Origin of the sequence: Pigmentiphaga sp., assembly GCF_033795525.1 — a bacterium.
Taxonomy (GTDB): domain Bacteria; phylum Pseudomonadota; class Gammaproteobacteria; order Burkholderiales; family Burkholderiaceae_B; genus Pigmentiphaga.
In genome coordinates, this window is sequence record NZ_JARYGM010000012.1 from 13,118 (window position 1) to 31,796 (window position 18,679).

Sequence of the window (18,679 nt, forward strand, 5' to 3'; positions counted from 1 at the left end):
GCGGCATGTTTCGGCACCTGCGCGAAGACATTGCCTGCATTCTCGAACGCGACCCGGCCGCCCGGACGCGCTGGGAGGTCCTGACGTGCTATCCCGGTCTGCACGCGCTGGCCATGCATCGGCTGGCCCATCGTTGCTGGCAGGCGAATTTCAAGTGGCTCGGCCGCTTCATTTCCCAGCTGGCCCGGTTCCTGACCGCGATTGAGATACATCCGGCGGCGCGGATCGGGCGCCGTGTGTTCATTGACCACGGCGTCGGCGTGGTGATCGGCGAAACGGCCGAAGTCGGCGACGATTGCACGATCTACCAAGGCGTCACGCTGGGCGGCACGACGCTTTATCGGGGCCAGAAGCGCCATCCCACGCTGGGGTGCGGCGTGGTGGTCGGAGCAGGGGCCCAGGTCCTGGGCGGGTTTACCGTCGGCGATGGCGCACGGATAGGATCCAATGCAGTGGTCGTCAAGCCGGTGCCGCCCGGCGCTACCGTGGTCGGGAACCCGGGCCGCATCGTCGTACGCGGTCATGCTCGCACCCAGGATCCGGGCCGGGACGAAACCGGGCCGCCGGCGGACGTTTCGCCGGATTTCCAAGCCTATGCAGTCGTGCAAAACGCCGACGATCCGCTGGCCAAGGCCTTGCATCGTCTTATCGGACAATTGGCTGAACAGGACGAGCGCCTGCGGCGCATGGATGAAGCGCTGCGCGCAGCCGGCATCCAGGTGCCGGATAAAGGACCGGACCGCTTCGATCCGGACGAATTGAACAAAATGGTCGACTAGGCGCGCGCGGCGGCCCCGAGCCGGGGCCGCTGTTCAGTCGTCCAGCGCGATGTCGTGATAGGCGGGACCGTCCTGGTCGATGGCCAGCCATCCGCCACGGGGCTCTGCCGGATCATCGAGGTCCCAATCGGGCAACACCCAGCGTTCGCAACGCTGGCCGTCCATCTCGAATACCTGCCGGCCTGGGCGATGGGTGTGGCCATGGATCAGCCGCGTCACGCCGTGGCTGCGCAATGCTTGCTCGACCGCCTGCGGGTTGACGTCCATGATGTCCGCCGCCTTGCGGCTTTTCTCGGCCATGCTGCGCTCGCGCATCTGGCGGGCGACGGCTTGCCGGGCTGCCAACGGCTGGGTCAGGAACTCGGCCTGCCATTGGGGGTTGCGAACCATGGCACGGAACTGCTGGTAGGCCACGTCGTCCGTGCAGAATTCGTCGCCGTGGGCCAGCAGGAACGTGCCGCCGTCGGTACGGATGACCACGGGGTCGGCCAGACGATGCGTACCCGTGGCCGCCGCCAGGCGGTCGCCCATCAGGAAATCGCGGTTGCCGGGTCCAAGATAGACCGGCGTGCGCCCGGCGGCCGCTTGCAGGCCAGCCAGGACCTCTTGCAGCCACGGGGCGGGCGCGTCGATTTCATCGTCGCCGACCCAGGCATCGAAAATGTCCCCCGGCAGCAGCAGCGCCGAGGCGCTTTCGGAGGCAGCATGCAGGAAGGCCAGGAAGGCTTCGCGCGTCGCCGGACCGTCGGGGCCCAGGTGCATGTCGGAAGCCAACCATACAGGGCCGGAGAAAGAAAGCGTGGAGTGGGAAGCAGGCGTCCCGGAGAGCGGGGAACCGGACACGGAAATCCTCGAAGATGACGCGGACCGCGGCCTATGCCGGCGGCGCGCCCCGGCAAGGACCGCGAGCCGTCGCGTTATTGCACGACTTCTGCTTTGGTGATGACGACGTCCTCGACCGGAACGTCCTGGTGGCCGGCACGGCTGCCGGTCTTCACGGCTTTGATCTTGTCGACCACGTCCGTGCCTTCCACGACCTTGCCGAAGACGGCGTAGCCCCAGCCCTGCGGCGTGGGCGAGCTGAAGTTCAGGAAGTCGTTGTCGGCCACGTTGATGAAGAATTGCGCGGTGGCGGAGTGGGGCGCGTTGGTGCGGGCCATCGCAATGGTGTAGCGATCGTTCTTCAGGCCGTTGGCTGCCTCGTTCTCGATCGGCGCCTGGGTCGGCTTCTGCGACATGCCGGGCTCGAATCCGCCGCCCTGGATCATGAAGCCGTTGATGACCCGGTGGAAGACGGTGTTGTCGTAATGACCGCTGTTCACGTAGGCGACGAAGTTCTCGACGGTTTTGGGAGCCTTCGCGGCGTCCAGTTCCAGGCCGATCAGGCCCTGGTTGGTATGCAGGTTGACACGGGTAGTCATTTGTTCAAAACCTCTGCTTTTTCGATCACGATGGGTTGAACCGGGGCGTTCTCGTATTGCCCGCGGGTGGTGGTGGGCACGGCCTTGATCTGGTCGACCACGTCCTTGCCCTGGACCACCTTGCCGAATACCGCATAGCCCCAGCCGCTTGCGGTCGGTGCGCGATAGTTCAGGAAGTCGTTGTCGGCGACGTTGATGAAGAACTGCGCCGAAGCCGAGTGCGGGTCCGGTGTACGAGCCATGCTCACGGTATAGGCAGTGTTTTTCAAGCCATTTGAGGCTTCGTTACGTATGGGCGGCCGCGTGGATTTTTCGCGCATATCGGGCGTGAATCCGCCGCCCTGGATCATGAAGCCGTTGATGACGCGGTGGAATATCGTGCCGTTGTAGTGGCCCTCGCGCACGTATTGCATGAAGTTGGCCACGGTGCCGGGCGCGCGGGCTTCGTCCAGTTCCAGCACGATGCGGCCGGCTGTGGTCTGCAGGGCTACCTGGGGAGCGGCGAAAGCGCCGGGTGCGGCCAGCGCGCATGCCAGCGCCAGGCTCGGTATAGCTAGTTTCATCGAGACGTACCGGGTGGAGGTTCGGAAGCGGGCGCGCCGTCCAGCAGCTTCCGGGTTTCGGTCTGCTTCTGGCGTGCGCCGTCGTCGGTCGGGTTAAGTTTGCCGGCGGCCTCATAAGAGCGCGCCGCCAGCATGATATACAAGTCGCCCAGGTTCTCGCGGGCGACGGCGTAGTCCGGCGCGGTGCGTATGGCCATTTCGAGGGCCGTCTTGGCTTCGTCCAGGCGGCCGTCTGCAACCTCCAGCGCGGCCAGGTTGTTCCACGGCTCGGGTAGTTCCGGAAAGCGCTGGGTCATGTCGCGATAGATCGCCTTGGCTTCTTCGCGCCTGTCCAGCTGGTTGAGCGCCCGCGCCTTGAGGAACAGCAGTTGGGCATTGGTCGTGTCGGGCGATTTCTGCTTGTCGGCGGCCAGGCGCTCGTCGATTTCCGCCAGCGTTTCGGCTGCGCGTCCTTCGTTGAGCTGGCGCTCGAGCCGCTCGGTCATGGCGCGGCTCGATTCCGGCAGGCTCGTATCCACGCCGGGCTTGAGCGCCTCCAGCAGATTGCTCAGCCAAGGGATATCGCCGGACGACGACGGCGCCAACACGGGCGGCGTCGGCGTGGTAGTCTGGGCGGGCAGGCTCGAGGGCGCGAGCGCACACAGCGCAGCCGCGGCGTACAGAGCGGCTGCCGGGCCGCCCCTGCGGATTCCTCGCAAAACGGTAAAGAGAACGTTGGTCGTGGCCAAGCGGGTTCTGCCTGAGTGAGGGAGGCTCGGTCCTGGGGCCAGCGTCCCGGTTGATATAATTCACCCGATTTTAGCCCCGGTAGCGGTCATCCAGCCGGGGCTTCCCGTTTTTAGCCCATAGCTTACCCATGCTCCATATCTACAATACGCTCGTCCGCGCCAAGCAACCCTTCCAGCCTGTGGAGGCCGGGTGCGTGCGCATGTATGTGTGCGGCATGACGGTGTACGACTACTGCCACCTGGGCCACGCCCGGATGCTGATCAGCTTCGACGTGGTGCAGCGCTGGCTGCGCGCCAGCGGTTTCCGCGTCACCTACGTGCGCAACATCACCGACATCGACGACAAAATCATTCGCAAGGCGGTCGAGACGGGCAAGCGCATTTCCGAAGTCACGGATTTTTTCATCGACGCCATGCACGAGGATGAAAAGGCCCTCGGCGTCGAGCCGCCCGACTACGAACCCCGCGCGACGCAGCACGTGGGCAAAATGCTCGAGATCGTGCGCCTGCTGGAGCAGAGCGGGCTGGCCTACCGGTCGGCCGATGGCGACGTCAACTATGCCGTGCGCCAGTTTCCAGGCTACGGCAAGCTTTCCGGCAAGTCGCTGGACGACCTGCGCGCCGGCGAGCGGGTGCAAGTCGATACCTCCAAGCGCGATCCGCTCGATTTCGTGCTGTGGAAGGCAGCCAAGCCTGCGGAGCCGCCGGAGTCGCGCTGGGAGTCCGAATATGGGCCCGGGCGGCCGGGCTGGCACATCGAGTGCTCGGCCATGAGCCGCGAGCTGCTGGGCATGCCCCTGGACATCCACGGCGGCGGCCCGGACCTGAAGTTTCCGCATCACGAAAACGAAATCGCGCAGAGCGAGGGCGCCTATGGCGGCACCCTGGCCAATACCTGGATGCATTGCGGGCCGCTCATGGTCGATGCCGAGAAGATGTCGAAGTCGCTCGGCAATTTCTTTACCGTCCGCGATACGCTCAAGCATTACGATGCCGAGGTGGTCCGCTATTTCGTCGTGCGCAGCCACTATCGCAGCCCCCAGAACTACGCAGCCGACAACCTGGCCGACGCGAAGGCCGGGCTGACGCGGCTCTACACCGCGCTGGCCCATGCCGCGCCGGACCAGCAGGACATAGACTGGAACCATCCGTCGGGCCAGGCCTTCAAGGCCGCCATGGATGACGATTTCAACACCCCCGAGGCGATCGCGGTCCTGTTCGATCTGGCGGCCGAGGTCAATAAATCGGCGTCCCCCCGGGCTGCCGGCCAGCTCAAGGCGCTGGGCGCCCTGCTGGGCCTGCTGCAGCAGGATCCCCGAGCGTTCCTGCAAGGCAAGGCGGACGAGGGCGAAGAGGCCGCACGCATCGACGCCCGTATCGCCGAGCGCGCCGCGGCCAAGAAGAACAAGGATTTCGCCGCTGCCGACCGGATCCGGGCGGAATTGCTGGCCGAAGGCGTCGTCCTCGAAGACAAGCCGGGTGGCGTCACAGTCTGGCGCCGCGCCTGAATGCCGCGGACGACTGGACCCGTGTCGGAAATGAAACCCTACGTTTCGGCCGAGCCCGGTGCATCGGCCTGCGCTGGAGCGTTCGTCGGTACCGACAAACCGGCCTATTGGGATGCCGCGGTCGCGCACCTCGTCAAGCGCGACCGCATCCTGAAGAAGCTGATCCCGCAACATCCCGAGGCCCACCTGCTGACACGCGGGGAGCCCTTCGTTACATTGGCCCGGTCCATCATCGGGCAGCAGATCTCCACCCGCTCCGCCGATTCCCTTTGGGAGCGCTGCGTAGGCGCCTGCGGGCGCAAGGTGGGGCCGGCCGCCGTGGTCCGGCTGGGCGTGGCGGGTCTGCGCGAGGCCGGATTGTCGCAGCGCAAGGCCGAGTATCTGCTGGACTTGGCGTCCCATTTCCAGGAACGCCGGGTGCATCCGGGACAATGGGCGCAGATGGAAGATGAAGCGGTGGTCGGCGAATTGACCGCCATCCGTGGAATAGGGCGCTGGACAGCGGAGATGTTCCTGATTTTTAATCTGCGGCGGCCGGATATTCTGCCGCTGGACGATCCTGGCCTGCTGCGCGCCATTTCGCAACACTATTTCAGCGGCGAGCCGGTATCCCGCTTCGAGGCCCGGGAAGTGGCGCAGGCCTGGAAACCCTGGCGCACCGTCGCAACCTGGTATCTGTGGCGCAGCCTGGATCGTGTTTCCGTGGAGTACTGAATGACCCACCCGGCTGGGGCAAAGCAAGTATGCGTGCGTCGTGGGCTGCACGGCGCAATGGAGCTAATGAGATGAAACGACCCTTACGCTTAGTGCGTTCACTGCCCCTCGGAGGGGGCCCGGCCTCCCTTGGGGCGGACCGGCGGGAGGCCTGATGCGCAACGCATTTCTTGAATTCGAACAACCGCTGGCCGAGCTCGAGGGAAAAATCGAGGAGCTGCGCTTCGTGCAAGCCGACTCCGCCGTCGATATTTCCGAGGAAATCGGCCGCTTGCAGCAAAAAAGCCAGGCGTTGGCCAAGGAAATCTATTCCAAGCTGACCCCCTGGCAGACGGCGTTGGTGGCGCGTCATCCGCAGCGGCCCTATACGCTGGACTACGTACGCGACATCTTCACCGATTTCCATGAACTGCATGGCGACCGCATGTTCGCCGATGATCGTTCCATCGTGGGCGGCCTGGCGCGGTTCAACGGGACCCCATGCATGGTGATCGGCCACCAGAAGGGCAGGGACACCAAAGAGCGCGCGTCGCGCAACTTCGGCATGCCCAAGCCGGAGGGGTACCGCAAGGCACTGCGCCTGATGCGCCTGGCCGAGAAGTTCGGCCTGCCGGTCTTCACCTTCGTCGATACGCCGGGCGCTTATCCAGGCATTGACGCCGAGGCGCGCGGCCAGTCCGAGGCGATTGGCCACAACCTGTACGCGATGGCCGAACTGCAGGTGCCTATCATTGCCACCATCATCGGCGAAGGCGGGTCGGGCGGCGCGCTTGCCATCGCCGTTGCCGACTGCGTATTGATGCTGCAGTACGCCACGTATTCGGTCATCTCGCCCGAGGGCTGCGCCTCCATCCTGTGGCGCAGCCAGGAGAAGGCCTCCGAGGCTGCCGAGGTGCTCGGGATTACCGCACATCGCTTGAAGGCGCTCGGGCTGATCGACAAGATTGTCAATGAACCGGTCGGCGGCGCCCACCGGGATCCCAAGCACATGGCCCAGTTGTTGCGCCGCGCATTGGCCGATGCCTTGCGTCAGTTCCAGGGCGTGAAAGCCAGCGATCTGGTCACCACGCGCCTCGAACGGATCATGGCTTATGGGCGTTTCAAGGAAACCATCCAGTCCTGACGCGAGTCCGGACGTTGCAGCGCTGCACGCGTCCGAGCTGCTGGACAGAGCGCTGGACGAGCTGCCACCCGTAGCGGGGCGGTTCGCCGTCGGCGTGAGCGCCGGCCCCGACTCGGCAGCGCTGGCCGTCAAGGCGGCCGATTGGGCGCAGCGCCGCGGCCTGCAAGCGCTATTGTTCCATGTTCACCATGGTTTGCACCCGGATGCCGATACCTGGGAAGACCAGGCCGGCGATCTGGCCCGGCGCCTGGGCTTGCCGTGCGTCGTCCGCAGGGTGAGCGTCGATCCGTCCGACCCGGCGGGGATCGAGGCGGCGGCGCGCGAAGCGCGGTACCGGGCGCTGGCCGAGATGGCTACCGAAGCCGGGGTGGACACCGTGTTGCTGGCTCACCATCTCGATGACCAGGCAGAAACCGTGCTGTTGCGGTTGCTGCGAGGGGCGGGTCCGGACGGCATGGCCGCCATGGCGCGGGAAACCACGAAAGACGGCATCCGCTACCTGAGGCCGTGGCTGGGAGTGCCCAGAAGCCGGATCCTGGCCTTCATGCAGGCGTATACGGCCCGCACCGGTTTCCAGGCGGTCCGCGATCCGAGCAATCTCGATGCCCGCCATGCCCGCGGCATCCTGCGCACGGAAATCCTGCCTGCGATCGAGCGTCACTGGCCAGGTTACCGGACGACCCTGGAGCGCCATGCCCGCCGTTCCGCCGAAGCGGCTGCCGTGCTGCGGGAAGTAGCCCATGCCGACCTGGAGGCGATCCAGGAAGCACGTCCGCCCTATGGCAACGCACTGCGCCTGTCCGGCCTGAACCGCCTGTCCCCGGCTCGCCGGGCGATGGCGTTGCGGCTGTGGCTCGCGAGCCAGGACATGGCCGCCCCATCGGAAACCCGCTTGCGCGAAATGGCCAGACAGTTGCAGGATGCGAGGCAGGACCGACAAGTGCTGCTGCGTCACGGCAACAAACAGGTACGCCGCTATCGGGATCACGTCATCGTGGACAGCAAGGACCGCTCGCCGCCGGCGCTACAGGCGGCCAGTGTCGATTTCAGGTGGACTGGCGAAGCCTCTGTCCGGCTTGCGGCCATGGGTGGCACCTTGCTGTTCGTTTCGGAGGCCTCCGGCATCGACCCTGCGTGGCTCCGGAATACCGAGTTGACCATGCGCCGCCGCCGGGGGCGGGAGCGCCTGAGGCTATCGCCGCAAAGCCCCAGCCGGAGTCTGAAGAACCTGTACCAGGAGCGCGGCATCCCGAGCTGGGAGCGCGAGCGCCTGCCGCTGTTGTACGGGGGCGATACCCTCGTCTACGCGGCCGGCCTGGGCAGCGATGCGCGGCTGCCGCAGTCCTCCCCGGGCATCCGCCTGGAGTGGCGGGCCGACCACCCCGGCGCTACGGTGACGTCCTGACGACAAAAAGCGGCTATTTTGCGTCGCGAGCCAAGCTGGGCTATTCTCTATGGTTAGCCTTTTTCCTGGCTTTCCCGGTTTGCATGCGGCGGTTTGCGTGCTGGCAAGGCCCTTGCCCGGCGTAGATGTTAGCCAACGCAGGTTAGCCAACCCGCGGGAGCCGACCCGCAAGAACCGGCCCGCGCCGGAGAGGCGGGCGTGAAAGGCGGGCTTACAGACAGCGACACAAGACAATGGCACTAATCGTTCACAAATATGGCGGTACGTCGATGGGCTCGGTCGAGCGCATCAAGAATGTGGCGCGGCGTGTAGCCAAATGGCGCGCCGCGGGCCACCAGATCGTGGTGGTGCCCTCGGCCATGTCGGGCGAAACCAACCGGCTGATCGGCCTGGCCAAGGAAATCCAGGAACATCCGGACCCGCGCGAGCTCGACATGATTGCCTCCACCGGCGAGCAGGTGAGCGTCGGATTGCTTGCCTTGGCGCTCAAGGCGCAGGGCGTGGACGCCCGCAGCTACGCCGGCTGGCAGGTTCCGGTCCGGACCGATTCGGCCTATACCAAGGCGCGGATCGCTTCTATCGACGACGCCCGCATTCGCGCCGACCTGGACGCCGGCCGCGTCGTCATCGTGACCGGGTTCCAAGGCGTGGACGACGACGGCAACATCACGACGCTGGGCCGCGGGGGTTCCGATACCTCGGCCGTGGCCGTCGCCGCGGCGCTGCAGGCGGCTGAGTGCCTGATCTACACGGACGTCGACGGGGTCTATACGACCGATCCGAGGGTCGTGCCCGAGGCGCGCCGCCTGAACGTCGTGTCGTTCGAGGAAATGCTGGAAATGGCCTCGCTGGGCTCGAAGGTCCTGCAGATCCGCTCGGTCGAGTTCGCCGGCAAGTACCGCGTGCCCACCCGCGTGCTGTCGTCGCTGACCGACCCCATGATTCCGCTCGAAGAAGAAATGAAGTCGGGCACCCTGATTACTTTTGAGGAAGACGAGAAAATGGAAGCCGCCGTTGTATCCGGCATCGCATTCAGCCGGGACGAAGCCAAGATCACCGTCGTGGCCGTGCCGGACAAGCCCGGTGTCGCTTTCTCCATCCTGGGGCCGGTTGCCGCCGCGAACATCGACGTCGACATGATCGTCCAGAACCAGTCCGTGGCCGGTACCACCGATTTTTCGTTCACCGTCCACCGCAATGAGTTCAAGAAGGCGATCGACGTGCTCAACACGCAGGTCGTCAAGGCCATCGGGGCGCTCGAGATCGTTGCCGACGACAAGGTCTGCAAGGTCTCCATCGTCGGCATCGGCATGCGCTCCCACGCCGGCATCGCCAGCCTGATGTTCAAGACCTTGTCGGAAGAGGGCATCAACATCCAGATGATCAGCACGAGCGAGATCAAAACCTCCGTGGTGATCGAGGACAAATACATGGAACTGGCCGTGCGCGCGCTGCACAAGGCGTTCGGCCTGGACCAGACGCCCGAGCAATAAGACGTAAATTTCCGGCCCCGCAAGGCCGAAATACCCTCGGAGCATGGTACACTGCTCCCCGCTTCGGAAGCGTGCCCGAGAGGCCGAAGGGGCTCCCCTGCTAAGGGAGTATGCGGCTAAAACTGCATCGTGGGTTCGAATCCCACCGCTTCCGCCAGTTTGCTTGAGCCAGAAACGCCACCTTGCCGTGGCGTTTTTGTTTTGCCGTGGCGTTTTTGTTTTTCGGCGCTCAAATCCCCATTTCGGCAAACACCTCGAACATCACCCGCTGCGCGTCCAAGGCCGCGGGCACGCCGCAGTAGATGGCCGCCTGCAGGAAGACTTCGTTGATCTCTTCCTTGGTCAGCCCGTTATTGATCGCGCCCCGCACATGCAAGCGCAGTTCGTGCGGCCGGTTCAGCGCGGTGATCATCGCCAGGTTGAGGAAGCTGCGTGTCCGGCGGTCGAGCCCGGGCCGGTTCCAGACGTCGCCCCAGCAGTGCTGGGTGACCAGTTGCTGGAGCTCCATGCGCAAGGGATCTTCGGCGGCCTTGGCCAGCGATGCGTCGACGTATTCGCGGCCGAGGACCTCCCGGCGCGTGGCCAGGCCTTTTTCGAACAGGGTTTCGTTGAAGCTGCCGCCCAGCGCCGTCTGGGTGGGGGAGTTGGATGATGTCATGCCTGTCTCCTGGGATGGATGGGACAGGAGGAGCATAACGTGGTCAGATCGTGTCCAGCACGTAGCGGGCCATTTCCTGCCGGGTACATACCCAGACATCGCCTGCCTGTCCGACGCGGCGCATGATTTCGTCGTAGACCCATGCCCCGGAGGGACGGCCCATGACATGGGTATGTGCGGTCACGTCGAGCATGAGCGGTACGCTTTCGCGCTCGCGGAATGCGCGGAAACAGTCCTCGAAGATCTCCAGCATGTGGCGGGGGCCCTGGCCATAGCGGATGCAGGTGGGCAGGTCGTTGACGTCCATGGTGAGAGGAATGCCGACGATGCGCCGATCGCCGAATTCCATGACGTATGGCCGGTCGTCGTCGTTCACGTCGCCGTGGTGGAGGTAACCCGCTTCGGCCAGCAGCCGGGAGGTGATGAGGCTCCCGGTCCCGCGCGGGCTGATCCAGCCGGTGGGCGCTACGCCCGACGTGCGGGTCAACAGCTCGTGGTTGCGCTCGAGGTTCTGCCGCTCTGCAGCTTCGTCCAGGTAGACCGGAATGACGTCCATGCCCCAGGAGTGATTGACGATCTCGTGGCCGAGCCCCGCGATGCGGCGCACCGTGTCCGGGTCGCGCTCGCAAATGACGCCGTTGACCATCACGCTGGCCTTGACTCCGTGTTTGTCGGCAATACCGATCAATCGATGGATTCCGCGATGGATGCCGAAGGCGGCCCAGGAGTGCGCGTTGGTATCGAAGTATCCGGGTTTGAGCACGTTGCCCATCGGGCCGATGCCCGGCGCCTGGCCGTCCGACCATGCTTCGAACGCGATGTTGAAGATGACGGCAACGCGTCTGCCGCCAGGCCAGCGGAAGTCGTCCGGCAGGCGGGCGATGCGGGGGGGCTCTATGTTGTCGGTATTCATGCTTCCCATCGCCGATAGCAACGCATATAGGGGAAGAGATCGACGAAAGTCTAGCCAGATAAAACAATGTCGGTAACTTGAGGAAAACCCCCGCGTTGTCCGGCCAGCAGGCCTAGGGCCTGTCCCGACCCGTTTTTACTCCGGAACGGACGGCATCGAGGGCAGGTGGGCAAGTCGTTGCGCAAGCGGCACTGTGCGTCGTCGACGTCCGGGATGAAGTCATCGGCCGGCCAGATGGCACCGCTGCACGGCTCCAGGCATTGCAGGAAGTGCAGTGAACCGTGGCTCACGAGGTCTTCGCCGAAGCCCGCGCGCTGGAATTGCCCGTCGACGTTGCTGGTGAATACGATGCATCCGGCCGGCAGGCCGCGGCCCCACTGCCGCAGCAGCGAGAATCCGGTGTGAGGCGCCGTGGCGCGGTAGAGCGCGAGCCGGTGCCCGTAGAAGCCCCAGGCAAGCCGCGCGTCGCGATGGAAAGCGCGAGGGGACGCGATGCTGGTGAAGTCTATGCCGTGCCGGCCTCAGGCCGCGATTGCTTGCGCCGCGGATGTTTCCGTGCGGGTGCGCCAGAGGACGATGTCCTCGATCGTCAGCAGCGGCCAGTCGTATTCGCGGGCGTAGGCCAGGGCTGCGTCGCCGCGGACCATCGTGCCGTCGTCATGCATCAGTTCGCACAACAGCGCGGAGGGCGCAAAACCCGCCATGCGGGCAAGGTCGACCGACCCCTCGGTATGGCCGCGCCGGCCCAGTACTCCTTCGGGGTGAGCGCGAAGCGGGAACATGTGCCCCGGGCTCACCAGGGCCGCGGGGTCCCGGCTGAGAGCGGCGCGCACAGTGGTGATGCGGTCGGCCGCAGAAACCCCGGTGCTGACGCCGTCGCGCGCTTCGATGCTGACCGTGAAGGCGGTGCCGTTGCGGCTGCGGTTGCGCGTGGTCATGGGGAGCAGGCCGAGCGCATCGACATGTCCGGGCGTCAGGCACAGGCAGACGATGCCGCTGCAGTCGCGGATCATCCGGGCCATGACGGGCTCGGTAATGGCTTCAGCGGCAACGATGAGATCCGCTTCGTTCTCGCGGTCTTCGTCGTCGAGCAGGACGACAGGCTTGCCGAGCTTCAACGCGGCAAGCGCGGTTTCCACACGTTGTTCGGCCGTGGTGGCTTGAAAATAAAGCTGCAGGGACTGCATGAAAACGCTCCAAAAAAACAGGAAGCGTTCAGGGCATGGCGCGAGGAGATCGCCGTAGGAGGCGCACCGCTGCCGGCCGCGCGAACGCAGGCGGCGTGCGGAACGTGTTCCCGTCTTCTTTCATCCGGACTGTGACCGTCGGCTCCGGCTTGGGACCGGATCTGCTGACCTTGCCGTTCGACCGGCAAGCGCTCGCGGGCTCGGTGCCATGCAGCACCCTACCGCCGGTGGGGATTTTCACCCCGCCCTGAAGACGCATCGCCCCGGCAGGGCGATAGGGGCTATGGTAGCAGAAGTGATGGGCGCCCGTCGGCCTCGGAAGGGCTGCAGGCGGCTCGGGTATCCTTGCCGTACGAGGAGACCCTGTTTACCGATGTCCAGTCATGCCGACCCTCGTCCGCCCCAAATCGGCGGGCGCCAATCCCTGTTGATCTTCGCCTGTTTCGCCGCCGCGTATTTCTTTTCCTATGGCCTGCGGTCGGTCAATGCCGCGCTGGCGCCTTTCATTACCGAAGATCTGTCGCTGAGCAAGTCGCAGCTCGGCTGGCTCTCCTCCGCGTTTTTCATATCGCTCGCGGCCATGCAGGCGCCGCTCGGCGTCTGGCTCGACAAATATGGCGCGCGCCGGGTCGAAGCGGGCCTGCTTGCCGTTGCGGCACTCGGGTCTTTGGTGATGGTCTGGGCGGGGAATTTCGCCACGACCTCGGCGGGCCGCATATTGATCGGAGCCGGCGTTGCGGCCAGCCTGATGGCGCCGTTCTCCTATTTCCGCCGCTGCTACGCGGTCGAGAAGCAGGCCCAGCTCGGCTTGTGGCTGCTTGTCGCGGGCACCGGCGGCGCGGTGTTCTTCACATCTCCGGCAGCGGTATTGGCCAGCCATTTCGGATGGCGCAGCGTGCACTTGTTGTCCGGAATCTCGCTGGCGGTGGTCGCCGTCCTCTTGTGGCGGGTCGTTCCAGACCATGATGTACGCGTGCTCGGGCCCGCGCAGCGGGAGGACGAGGCGTCCCTGTGGCTCCTTTTGCGCCATCCGGAAATATTGCGGGTGCTGCCGCTCTCGGCCATCGGGCAAGGCGGCATCATCGCCTTGCAGACCTTGTGGGCGGGGCCTTGGATGACGGACGTGGCGGGCATGAGTCCGGCGCGCAGTGCTTCGCTGCTGCTGGTCATGATGGTCGCCATGATGCTCGGCTATATGGTCATGGGGTTTGCCAGTCCAGCGCTGCAAAGGCGCTTCGGCCTCCTCAAGATTGCGCTGGCCGGCTATGTCTCTTGCTTTGCCGTCGTCCTCCTGCTTGCGGCGGCCCCGGCGACGCTGGGCTGGCTGCTCTGGCTGGTCATGGCCGTGGCCGTCGCGCCCATCATGGTGATGCAGCCTTACCTCTCCGCCCAATTTCCCAGGGCGGCGGCGGGGCGGCTCGTCACGCTCTACAACATGTTCGTCTTTGTCGGCGCATTCTTCATCCAATGGGGAATAGGCGTCGTGGTGGACCGGCTCAGCGAAGCCGGCATGGGCCGCCCGGGCGCCTACGCGATAGCCTTCGCGACCCTGGGGGTCCTGCAACTGGCTTCTCTGGCCTGGTTCGCGCGCCGGCCGGCGGCACGGTGACGGCAGAGCGGGGCGAAAAAAAGCCCGCATATAGCGGGCTAATGGAAAAACAAGAAAACAGTATCAGGACAGGCTTTACGCCAACGTTTTCTTTGCCGTTGTAGGACGCCTGCCCTCATGCTGGGTCGAGCCGTCTCCCAGCATGCCCAGTGCCTCGGTCTTCAGCGCGTGAACGCATTGCGCGAGAAAACCATGCACGGCCGACAACTGCTCGTGTTCGTAGCGGGCTCCGATTTGCGCGACGTCTTCTGCTACGGCGCGCATGTGGCGTTCGATTTCCACGCACTTTTCCCGCACCGGCCGGATGACGACGATGCGCCGGTCCAGCGGGTGCTTGTCGCGTACGACGAAACCGGTCGCTTCGAGCCGATCGATCACGGCGGTCGTCCCGCCCGAGCTGATGCCGGCCAGGCAGGACAGCTGGCCGGTCGTGATGGGCTCGAACTCGATGACCAGTTCGAGCGCCTTCACGTCCACCATGCCGAGCCCCAGCCGTTCTGCCAATGCTGTCTGGTATAGAGAGGTGTAAACCGTCAAGCGCCGGCCAAGCATGGTGACGATACTGTTCAGCATCTCCTGGCTGTCGTTGTCCTGTTCCTCAGGTTCTCGGCTCACCGGCTCGTGCGCCAGATGGCTCGAGGAACTCATTGCGTTCTCCCAGTGAAGCATGGCTACTCCTTATCAGCGCTTGCCGAGACCGCCGAGCAGGCCTCCCAGCAGGCCGGTCACCGGCGAGAGCGGGCCGCCGTCGCCTTGGCCGCCGCCCAGGTTGGTACCCTGGCCGATACCGGCCGTCAGGTTCTCCACCGCCCCGGTGAGGTTGTTCAGCACATTGCCCACGGGGTTGGTGTTTTCCGGCGTGGCATGCAGGATGCCGCCCACGCTGGAAACCGTCTGGCCGACGCCTTCGATCAGGCCGCCGACGCCGGGCACGTTGCCGCCCACTTGAGTGCCCACGCCGCTGATCGCGCCGCCCACCGAGCCCAGCAAGCCGTTGACGGGCTCGCCCAGGCCGGTCGCGGCACCCAGGGTTTGCGTAGAGTCCGTCACCAGGCCGGCAACCGGACTGACGATGGGGTCGAGCGCCGTACCGACGTTACCCAGCGTTCCCTCGGCGCCGACCGGAAGAACGTTGTCGACGGCACTGCCGGTCGTTGCCAGCGCGGGCTGCAGGACGGGCGGAGCATTCGGATCGAGGCCGACAGTAAGCAGGCCATCGAGCTGACCCAGGATAGGGCTGAGCGGGCCGCCATTGCCTTCGCCGCCGCCGGTAACCCCATCGAGGATGCCGGTGACCGGAGCCAGTACCCCTCCTTCGCCGCCGCCGACACCAACGCCACTGGTGAGGCTTTCAACTGCGCCGGTCAGGTTGCTCAGCACGTTGCCGACCGGATTCGTGTTGCCCTCGGTCGCATGCAGCAAGCCCCCCGCGCTGCTGACGGTATCGCCCAGCCCGGATACCAGGCCGCTCACGCCGCTGCCGCCCACGGGAAGATTGGAGCCCAGTTGGTCGCCGAGTCCGGAGACTGCGCCGCCGATCGAGGTCAGCACATCGTTGACGGGAGCACCGAGTCCGGTGGCGGCACCGACCTGTTGGGTGAGGTCGGTTGCCGTGCCGGCGATCGGGCTTACGGCGGGATCGAGGCCGGCGCCCAAGTCGCCCAGGGTCTGCGCGAGGCCCGTGTTGCCCAGTACATTGTCCACGGCCGCGCCGGTGTTGCTCAGGGCCGGTTGCAGCACGGGATTTTCGACCGCGCCGCCTTCGCCCAGGTTATTGAGCATTTGCGAGACCGGGCTCAGCAAACCGCCGTCGCTGGTGAGCGCGCCGGTCAGGGTGGCGACGGTACCCGTCGCGTTATCGAGAACGGTACCCAGCGGGTTGGGGTTGGCTTCCGACGCGTTTAGCAGCCCGCCCACGCTCGCGACCGTGTCGCCCACGCCTTGGACGACGCCGCCCAGGCCCGTGTTGACCGGCAGGCCGGTGTTGTCCAGGGTGCCGCCCAGGTTGCTGATCGTGCCGCCGACGGAAGTCAGCAGATTGTCTACAGGTTCGCCGAGTCCGGTGGCAGCGCCCACTTGCTGCGTCAGGCCGGTTACGGTGTTGCCCACGGGTGCGACCACGCCGTCGAGCTTGCTGCCGACATTGCCCAGTGTGCCCGCCAGGCCGGTATCGACGACATTGTCCACGGCTTGGCCAACATTGCCGAGGCTCGGCGCCAGCACGCCGCTGACCGGGGTGGCGGGATTGGGGTTGCTGGGGTCGCCGGGGTTGCCGGGATTGTTCGGATCGCCAGGGTTGCCGGGGTTCGTGGGATCACCCGGATTGCTGGGGTCGCCCGGATTGCTGGGATCTCCGGGGTTGCTCGGGTTGCCCGGATTGCTAGGGTTAGTCGGATCGCCGCCGCCGCTGCCACCGTTGCCGAGGCCCGAGGTGATGGCGCCGGAGCCCGAACAGCCGGCCAGCGTCGAGAGTGCGAGTAGCAATGCGGCAACCAGAACGCGAGGTCCCGGTTTCGTATTTTCTTGATGCATGTTTTTTCCCCTATCGCTGATGCGGCAACACTGCCTGCCAGCCCCATTGAGCAAAACCTGTGCCAATGTGTTGCGAAGGCGGACGGATAGGGCGCGGGATGCACCGGCGATGGCCGGAAAACCTTGCAAATCGGGGATAAATCGAAAACGAGAAAAATTCGTTCCGCTGAGACTATGTTGCGAATAGCCTGAATGGAAAGCTTGTTCGACAGGTTTCGTTACGTAGCACGGCGGCACGTGTTACGTAACGAAACGGCGCTTTATTCGAAGCGCAATGAATAGTTCGCGTTGACCCGCAGGGGGCGGTCGCTGCTGTTCGCGGGTTTGTCGCCGACCGGCTTGGCGACGTTCACGTCGAACGCATAGTGCCGCTGGTCGGTGATGCGCAACCCCAGGGCGACGGACGTGAGTGTGTCCGTCACCAGCCGGTAGCGGCTGTCGTTAAGGCTGACGCGCGCATAGTCGGCCGCCACATAAGGCGTCACGCTGTGAAGATAGGGCAGGCCGACGCCGAAGCGGCGATTCAATTCGATCGAGGCGCCGTAGCCTTTGTCGCCGCCCAGTTCACCGGCCGGGTAGCCGCGGCCGAAACGCTGGCCGCCAAAGGTGATCTGTTCCGATGTGGGCAGCGAATCGGAGCTGTATTGCCCCAGCGCCGCCAGTGAGACGCCGAACTCGTAGGGCAGGGCGAAACTCTGGTTGATTGCCAGCGTATAGCGGGTGAAGTCGAGGTCGTAGCTGCTGTTCAGGCTCTGCTCGGCCCCCAGGCCGTCGATGCCCTTGTAGATACCGGCCGTGATGCGGCGCGACTGTTTGTCGCCGGACTTTGCATAAGCCAGTTCGCCCCGCACGACGCGCAGGTGGTTGGACAGCGTCACTTGAGCGCCGGTGATGCGGCTGGTGTACGTATCGTTGTTGCGCGAGGCGTAGAAGCCCGCCGTACCCGTCAGCGATTCGCGATTGCGCAGCAGGAAGGGATAACTCATGCTGAGCCCGGCTCGCTGGTTGCGTACCCGGCGGTCGATGTTCAAGGCATTGAGGCTGTCGTTTTCAGGACTGGCGCTATAGGTGTAGGCATCGGCCCTTACCGTCAGGCCGTCGCTGCCTACCGGCACCGCGACATTGGCGGCGTAGTACTCAAGGTCGTCGCCTCCGCGCGGCACGGCTGCCGTGACTTGTACCTGCTCGGCCAGCGGCGTCAGGCCGTTGGCCGTTGCTGTCAGCATCCCATGGACACCGGTGCCGAGATTGCCGATCCCGCTATCCAGGCGGAAGCGCTTGTGCTCCACGTTCAGTACCAGTTCGGTACCTCCGTCCGCACGTTTGGGCATGCTCAGTTCAGGCTTGATTGTCGCGCCTGCGACTGTGGTCATCAGATTCAGATAGCGTTCCAGCGTGGCGCGGGTCAGCGGGCGTTCGGCCTCGATGCGCGCGGCGTACTCCCTGACCTTGTCGGCGGCAGCTCCGGCATCGCCTTCGATGCGCGTGCTCTCCACGTAGCCCTCCACCACGGTGACTTTGACCAGGCCATCGCGGAAGTCCTGCGACTGGATCAGCGCGAAGGACAGTGCGTAGCCCGCGTCGCGGTAGAGCTGGGTGATGGCATTCGTGCGCTGGATGAGGTCGGCGACTGTCACGTCCTTGCCCGCCAGCGGCTCGAGCAGGTCGATCACTTTCTGGAAATCGATGGCCGTGACGCCGGATACGTCGAACTGACGCGGCACCAGGCGGTGAGACAGGATGCCCCGCACAGCGTCGGCCGGAGCCGGAGCCGGAACCGACACCGACGGCGCCGGCTTGGGGGTAGGAACGGAGACAGGGGGCAGTGACTCGGCGGGATTTCCGCGGAGCGGGCTATCGGCTGCTTGTGCCATCCACGGCGTTGCCAGCCACGTCAGAAGAACGGCCAAATATTGCTGGCGGAATTGGGGTTTGCCCGAGGCGTGCAAGATCATGGGAGTCTGGGCCCGTCACCGTAAACAATTGCCAGCCGCGCAGTGTGCCATATCAATACCGTCTTAGGATGCGTCGCCTCCCGAGAGAGGC

General features: G+C 65.1%; 17 protein-coding genes, 1 tRNA gene and 1 riboswitch. Of the genes, 8 read left to right on the forward strand and 10 right to left on the reverse strand.

Annotation, left to right across the window (positions count from 1 at the left end):
- Positions 1 to 5 precede the first annotated feature (5 nt).
- Positions 6 to 779 carry a serine O-acetyltransferase gene (gene cysE / locus QHC78_RS18655; protein ID WP_319747246.1) on the forward strand — a complete coding sequence of 258 codons (774 nt, stop codon included), beginning with the start codon at positions 6 to 8 and terminating at the stop codon, positions 777 to 779.
- A 33-nt stretch (positions 780 to 812) separates the two neighbouring features.
- On the opposite strand, the gene QHC78_RS18660 is transcribed toward cysE, so the two are convergent.
- The 4 genes from QHC78_RS18660 to QHC78_RS18675 all read right to left on the reverse strand — a co-directional run bounded on the left by QHC78_RS18660 (position 813) and on the right by QHC78_RS18675 (position 3,491).
- Positions 813 to 1,553 (reverse strand): UDP-2,3-diacylglucosamine diphosphatase, encoded by a 741-nt coding sequence (locus QHC78_RS18660; protein WP_319747405.1) that lies wholly within the window; start codon positions 1,551 to 1,553, stop codon positions 813 to 815.
- Between the two features lie 143 nt (positions 1,554 to 1,696).
- Entirely contained in the window at positions 1,697 to 2,200 is a 504-nt protein-coding gene (locus QHC78_RS18665) for a peptidylprolyl isomerase (protein WP_319747247.1), read from the reverse strand.
- Positions 2,197 to 2,763 carry a peptidylprolyl isomerase gene (locus tag QHC78_RS18670; protein WP_319747249.1) on the reverse strand — a complete coding sequence of 189 codons (567 nt, stop codon included), beginning with the start codon at positions 2,761 to 2,763 and terminating at the stop codon, positions 2,197 to 2,199. Before QHC78_RS18670 ends, QHC78_RS18665 begins: the two co-directional genes overlap by 4 nt.
- Complete coding sequence (locus QHC78_RS18675) at positions 2,760 to 3,491, reverse strand: tetratricopeptide repeat protein (protein WP_319747251.1); 732 nt, start codon at positions 3,489 to 3,491, stop codon at positions 2,760 to 2,762. Before QHC78_RS18675 ends, QHC78_RS18670 begins: the two co-directional genes overlap by 4 nt.
- A gap of 128 nt (positions 3,492 to 3,619) precedes the next feature.
- Here QHC78_RS18675 and cysS point away from each other — a divergent pair, with 128 nt between their 5' ends.
- From cysS to QHC78_RS18705, 6 genes are all read left to right on the forward strand, one after another.
- Positions 3,620 to 4,999, forward strand: coding sequence for a cysteine--tRNA ligase (gene cysS / locus QHC78_RS18680; protein WP_319747253.1), 1,380 nt, complete (start codon positions 3,620 to 3,622; stop codon positions 4,997 to 4,999).
- Between the two features lie 30 nt (positions 5,000 to 5,029).
- On the forward strand, positions 5,030 to 5,713 hold the full coding sequence (locus tag QHC78_RS18685; RefSeq protein WP_319747255.1) for a DNA-3-methyladenine glycosylase family protein: 684 nt from the start codon (positions 5,030 to 5,032) through the stop codon (positions 5,711 to 5,713).
- Positions 5,714 to 5,867: 154 nt separating this feature from the next.
- Positions 5,868 to 6,836 carry an acetyl-CoA carboxylase carboxyltransferase subunit alpha gene (locus QHC78_RS18690; protein WP_319747257.1) on the forward strand — a complete coding sequence of 323 codons (969 nt, stop codon included), beginning with the start codon at positions 5,868 to 5,870 and terminating at the stop codon, positions 6,834 to 6,836.
- Positions 6,805 to 8,241: a tRNA lysidine(34) synthetase TilS gene (tilS, locus tag QHC78_RS18695; protein WP_319747259.1), complete on the forward strand. Its 1,437-nt coding sequence runs from the start codon at positions 6,805 to 6,807 to the stop codon at positions 8,239 to 8,241. The genes QHC78_RS18690 and tilS overlap by 32 nt, the downstream gene beginning before the upstream one ends.
- Before the next feature lie 233 nt (positions 8,242 to 8,474).
- Positions 8,475 to 9,734, forward strand: coding sequence for an aspartate kinase (locus QHC78_RS18700; protein ID WP_319747261.1), 1,260 nt, complete (start codon positions 8,475 to 8,477; stop codon positions 9,732 to 9,734).
- A gap of 65 nt (positions 9,735 to 9,799) precedes the next feature.
- Positions 9,800 to 9,891 (forward strand) — tRNA-Ser (locus tag QHC78_RS18705).
- 72 nt (positions 9,892 to 9,963) lie between these two features.
- On the opposite strand, the gene QHC78_RS18710 is transcribed toward QHC78_RS18705, so the two are convergent.
- The 3 genes from QHC78_RS18710 to ribB form a co-directional block, all read right to left on the reverse strand.
- On the reverse strand, positions 9,964 to 10,392 hold the full coding sequence (locus QHC78_RS18710; protein ID WP_319747263.1) for a carboxymuconolactone decarboxylase family protein: 429 nt from the start codon (positions 10,390 to 10,392) through the stop codon (positions 9,964 to 9,966).
- A gap of 43 nt (positions 10,393 to 10,435) precedes the next feature.
- Positions 10,436 to 11,305 carry a polysaccharide deacetylase family protein gene (locus QHC78_RS18715; protein ID WP_319747265.1) on the reverse strand — a complete coding sequence of 290 codons (870 nt, stop codon included), beginning with the start codon at positions 11,303 to 11,305 and terminating at the stop codon, positions 10,436 to 10,438.
- Between the two features lie 521 nt (positions 11,306 to 11,826).
- On the reverse strand, positions 11,827 to 12,492 hold the full coding sequence (ribB, locus tag QHC78_RS18720) for a 3,4-dihydroxy-2-butanone-4-phosphate synthase (protein WP_319747267.1): 666 nt from the start codon (positions 12,490 to 12,492) through the stop codon (positions 11,827 to 11,829).
- A gap of 108 nt (positions 12,493 to 12,600) precedes the next feature.
- Positions 12,601 to 12,751: riboswitch (FMN riboswitch) on the reverse strand.
- A 114-nt stretch (positions 12,752 to 12,865) separates the two neighbouring features.
- Between ribB and QHC78_RS18725 the strand changes: the two genes are divergently transcribed.
- Positions 12,866 to 14,101 (forward strand): MFS transporter, encoded by a 1,236-nt coding sequence (locus QHC78_RS18725; protein WP_319747269.1) that lies wholly within the window; start codon positions 12,866 to 12,868, stop codon positions 14,099 to 14,101.
- A gap of 75 nt (positions 14,102 to 14,176) precedes the next feature.
- On the opposite strand, the gene QHC78_RS18730 is transcribed toward QHC78_RS18725, so the two are convergent.
- From QHC78_RS18730 to QHC78_RS18740, 3 genes are all read right to left on the reverse strand, one after another.
- On the reverse strand, positions 14,177 to 14,749 hold the full coding sequence (locus QHC78_RS18730) for a MarR family winged helix-turn-helix transcriptional regulator (protein WP_319747271.1): 573 nt from the start codon (positions 14,747 to 14,749) through the stop codon (positions 14,177 to 14,179).
- A 33-nt stretch (positions 14,750 to 14,782) separates the two neighbouring features.
- Positions 14,783 to 16,585, reverse strand: coding sequence for a collagen-like triple helix repeat-containing protein (locus QHC78_RS18735; RefSeq protein ID WP_319747274.1), 1,803 nt, complete (start codon positions 16,583 to 16,585; stop codon positions 14,783 to 14,785).
- A gap of 308 nt (positions 16,586 to 16,893) precedes the next feature.
- Positions 16,894 to 18,588 (reverse strand): ShlB/FhaC/HecB family hemolysin secretion/activation protein, encoded by a 1,695-nt coding sequence (locus QHC78_RS18740; protein ID WP_319747276.1) that lies wholly within the window; start codon positions 18,586 to 18,588, stop codon positions 16,894 to 16,896.
- Between the last annotated feature and the right edge of the window lie 91 nt (positions 18,589 to 18,679).